General features: G+C 56.2%; 1 pseudogene. It reads right to left on the bottom strand.

The features are described 5' to 3' along the window. Positions 1-242, bottom strand: a pseudogene (locus SB719_RS22195) (Fe-S cluster assembly protein SufB); the annotation flags it as partial.

Raw genomic sequence — 242 nt, forward strand, 5'->3', positions numbered from 1 at the left:
GGCGTTTTCGAGCGCAATCAGCTCAACGACAGCCGCGTGCAGCTGGTTTTCGTCGCGCTGCGGTGCGGTGCAACCTTCGAGATAAGAAACATACGCGCCTTCATCGGCGATGATGAGCGTCCGTTCGAACTGACCGGTGTTCTTTTCGTTGATGCGGAAATAGGTCGAAAGCTCCATCGGGCAGCGAACGCCCTTCGGAACATAGACAAACGAACCGTCCGTGAAGACAGCCGAATTCAGCG

The organism is Pantoea sp. SIMBA_079, from assembly GCF_046940275.1.
Lineage (GTDB): Bacteria > Pseudomonadota > Gammaproteobacteria > Enterobacterales > Enterobacteriaceae > Pantoea > Pantoea borealis.